The following is a 3415-nucleotide window of genomic DNA, read 5'->3' as shown; positions in this document are numbered from 1 at the left end:
GGTGTTCGGATAAAGTTGATAATCAAGGCGCTCGTATAGCTCCGTATGGTCGGTCACCAGATATAACGTGCTCAGCCCGAAAGTTATACCCTCTCCAGACGGAGGCCCGCATGCATTGTTGCGATGGACATCCCCGCGATTCAGCATAGCCCGACGCCCTCCCGGAGGCCGCCTAAGACCTCCTGGCCCCTCCGAGGGGATACGCCCTCCGACCCGTCGGGTCGGAGGGCTGTTTGCATCGAGGCCGACTGGGTCGGTCCTGGCCTAGACGGCGAGGGCTTGATAGCTCTCTCCCCACGCCCACATGGCATCCATGATGGGGCGCAGAGACTCGCCGACCTCGGTGAGCGAGTACTCGACGCGCGGGGGCACCTCGGGATATACCCGGCGCACGACAAGGCCGGTCGCTTCCATCTCGCGCAGGTTCGCGGTGAGCACCTTCTGCGAAACATCGCCCACAGAACGCTGAAGTTCCTTGAAGCGCATTGACTTGTTCAAGAGCAAGTCGCGCATGATGAGCAGCCTCCACTTGCTGCCGACGAGCTGCACGCAGGTTTGCACAGGACATGTTGGAAGGCTGGAACGCAGCGGCGGCTCGGTGGCGCGGTGTTCGATGAACGCCTCCGGTGTGTCTTTCATGGTGAATTCCACCTTTATCCTCGTAGGTTTCTTAAAGGTACCTATAGCACTTTAAGGTGCCTACTTTCCATTTGCTAGCGTTGATTCTAATTTCATGCTTGTCATTAATCAACAGGGCGACAACGCCCAAAGGAAAGGAAAGCGAACATGAAGATCGCAGTCGTGGCAGCAAACGGCAAGGCAGGCAGGCTCATCGTGCAGGAGCTCGTTGACCGCGGCGAGGGCGTGACGGCCATCACGCGCGGCGAGAACAAGACCGATGCACAAAACTCCATCCAGAAAGACATCATGGATCTGACGGCAGCAGACCTTGGTGGGTTCGATGCCGTGGTGGATGCCTTTGGGACATGGGCACCCGAGACGCTCGACCAGCATTCGACGACACTCACGCATCTCTGCGACGTTCTTTCCGGAACGGACACGCGCCTTCTCATCGTCGGCGGCGCGGGAAGCCTTTTCGTGAACCCCGAGCATACGACGACCCTGAACCAGACCCCCGACTTCCCGCTGGAGTTCCAGCCGCTTGCAGCTGCCATGCAGAAAGCCCTGGACGAGCTGCGTCAGCGCGACGACGTGAAGTGGACCTACATCAGCCCTGCGGCCGACTTCCAGGCCGATGGCGAGCGCACGGGCACGTACCAGCTCGGCGGCGAAGAGCTCATGGTCGGGAGCCGGGGGCCCGTTATCAGCTACGCCGACTATGCGATCGCCATGGCCGACGAGGTGCAGAACGGCGATCACGTTCGCGAGCGCATCAGCGTTGTCCGCAAGTAGGGTCGCCCGAGAACGATATTTCCGGGGTTGATGTGCGATGTCGCCAAACCAGAGCGCTTGTTTAGGTTGCGGGCTGTGTTCAGAGAAATGCCCTGCAGGCGCAATATAGAAGAGGGGCGCGATGACGAGAGCAGATGACCTGAGGTGGCTGACAGCCGAGCTGGAGAGCGAGCGCGGCATGGGCGCCAGCCACGCGGACTGCGATGACGAGCGCGAGCTGTTTGACCGCTTCCGTGCGCTCGTGAACACGCGAGAACCGAAGCCTGCGAGCGGCGAGTTCCTGGAAGTGCAGGATCGCGTGCTCAGCGGCATGATAGAGAAGGCGGGCATCACCGATGCCGCCGCGCTCCCATGCGCGCCACTGGATCCGCACATCTCTCTCTGGCGCGGCGACATCACGACGCTTCGCGTGGATGCGGTCGTGAACGCCGCCAATTCGCAGATGCTGGGATGTTGGGTTCCCGGTCACCACTGCATCGACAACGCCATCCATACCTTTGCGGGCGTGCAGCTGCGCCTTGAGTGCGCAGCCCTGATGGAGGCTCAAGGCCATCCCGAACCGACGGGAGTGGCGAAGGTGACAGGTGCCTTCAACCTTCCCGCGCGCTTCATCGTGCACACCGTGGGGCCCATCGCGAACGGAAGCGCCTCGGACACGGACGCGCGATTGCTCGCGAGCTGCTACGAGAGCTGCCTGGACACGGCAGCGGAGCTTGGATGCTCCTCCATCGCATTCTGCTGCATCAGCACGGGCGTCTTCGGGTTCCCACAGGAGGCGGCGGCAGCTATCGCCATCGACGCCGTGCGCGCCTGGCTCGACAGCCATGATTCGGGGACGCATATCATCTTCAACGTGTTCACCGATAGAGACGAGAGAATCTATCATGGGCTTCTTTTCGATGCCGCTCGTTAGCGGAAATGTAGCCTGCGCGAAAAACGATGATGGGCAGCTTGCCTCGAAGATAGAAAAGCTGCGGCAGGCGCTCGACGATGTTGACGCCGTCATCGTGGGTGCGGGAGCCGGCATGTCCACGGCGGCCGGGCTTACCTATTCGGGCGAGCGCTTCGACGAGCACTTCGCGGACTTCCGCGACGCATTCGGAATCACCGACATGTACTCGGGCGGGTTCTACCCGTTCCCCGACGTGGAGACGTTCTGGGCGTGGTGGAGCCGCCATATCTACTTCAACCGCTACGACGTGGAGCCGGGAAGGCCCTATCTTGATTTGTTGAAGCTTGTGAAGGACAAGGACTACTTCGTCATCACGACGAACGTCGACCATCAGTTCCAGCTTGCGGGCTTCGACAAGCACCGCCTCTTCTACACCCAAGGCGACTATGGGCTGTTCCAGTGCTCGGAGCCGTGCAGCCGAGCAACTTATGACAACGAGGAAGCGGTGCGCTCCATGATGGAGCAGCAAAAGGGCATGCGCATACCAAGCGAGCTCGTGCCGACCTGCCCGAAGTGCGGACGTCCCCTGACGACAAACCTTCGGGTCGACGGGCGCTTCGTGGAGGATGAGGGCTGGCATGCGGCGGCGACTCGCTACGACGAGTTCTGCCGCAGACACGCGGGTATGCATGTCCTGTACTTGGAGCTGGGCGTCGGCATGAATACGCCGGTGATCATCAAGTACCCGTTCTGGAACGCGGTCGATAAGAATCCAAAAGCCATCTATGCGTGCGTGAACTTGGGCGAGACATGCGCGCCAAAAGCTGTCAACAAGAGGTCGATCCTCATCGACGGCGATGTCAGCATGGTCCTTTCGGCCTGTGCCTCTTAAAACCGGGCTTCCTGCTGCCTGGCCCAGCTTCAAGGCAAGAATAAGACAGCACGCTGGCTAATGGGCCAACAGCACCGAATCATGAGCGCTGAAAGACGATGGAGGATATCGAACAAGGCATTATCTCGACCATCGAATCCGCACGCATGACTCGAGGCATAAGCGTGGCTGAGTAATCGTCTTCCCGGCGGATTATAGCGGTGGACGCAACGCCCGCT

At 60.5% G+C, this 3415-nt stretch carries 5 protein-coding genes; 4 read left to right on the top strand and 1 reads right to left on the bottom strand.

Annotated elements, in window-relative coordinates; all coding sequences use genetic code 11:
• Nucleotides 1-264: 264 nt before the first annotated feature.
• Nucleotides 265-651 carry a winged helix-turn-helix transcriptional regulator gene (locus tag EFAMC2_RS02760; RefSeq protein WP_261980004.1) on the bottom strand — a complete coding sequence of 129 codons (387 nt, stop codon included), beginning with the start codon at nucleotides 649-651 and terminating at the stop codon, nucleotides 265-267.
• 135 nt (nucleotides 652-786) lie between these two features.
• Here EFAMC2_RS02760 and EFAMC2_RS02755 point away from each other — a divergent pair, with 135 nt between their 5' ends.
• Genes EFAMC2_RS02755 through EFAMC2_RS02740 form a run of 4 tightly spaced genes read left to right on the top strand, consistent with a single transcriptional unit; the run spans nucleotide 787 to nucleotide 3197 of the window.
• Nucleotides 787-1413, top strand: coding sequence for an NAD(P)-dependent oxidoreductase (locus EFAMC2_RS02755; RefSeq protein ID WP_154026768.1), 627 nt, complete (start codon nucleotides 787-789; stop codon nucleotides 1411-1413).
• 37 nt (nucleotides 1414-1450) lie between these two features.
• Nucleotides 1451-1522 (top strand): 4Fe-4S binding protein, encoded by a 72-nt coding sequence (locus tag EFAMC2_RS10510; RefSeq protein ID WP_154027174.1) that lies wholly within the window; start codon nucleotides 1451-1453, stop codon nucleotides 1520-1522.
• Between the two features lie 12 nt (nucleotides 1523-1534).
• Complete coding sequence (locus tag EFAMC2_RS02745; RefSeq protein ID WP_154026766.1) at nucleotides 1535-2326, top strand: protein-ADP-ribose hydrolase; 792 nt, start codon at nucleotides 1535-1537, stop codon at nucleotides 2324-2326.
• On the top strand, nucleotides 2298-3197 hold the full coding sequence (locus tag EFAMC2_RS02740) for an SIR2 family NAD-dependent protein deacylase (protein WP_261980003.1): 900 nt from the start codon (nucleotides 2298-2300) through the stop codon (nucleotides 3195-3197). The genes EFAMC2_RS02745 and EFAMC2_RS02740 overlap by 29 nt, the downstream gene beginning before the upstream one ends.
• Nucleotides 3198-3415 lie beyond the last annotated feature (218 nt).

The sequence above is a fragment of the Olsenella uli genome (assembly GCF_901212655.1).
GTDB classification, from domain to species: domain Bacteria; phylum Actinomycetota; class Coriobacteriia; order Coriobacteriales; family Atopobiaceae; genus Parolsenella; species Parolsenella uli_A.
Note: the sequence above shows the minus strand (reverse complement) of the source record. Positions and strands in the feature narration are given on the sequence as shown.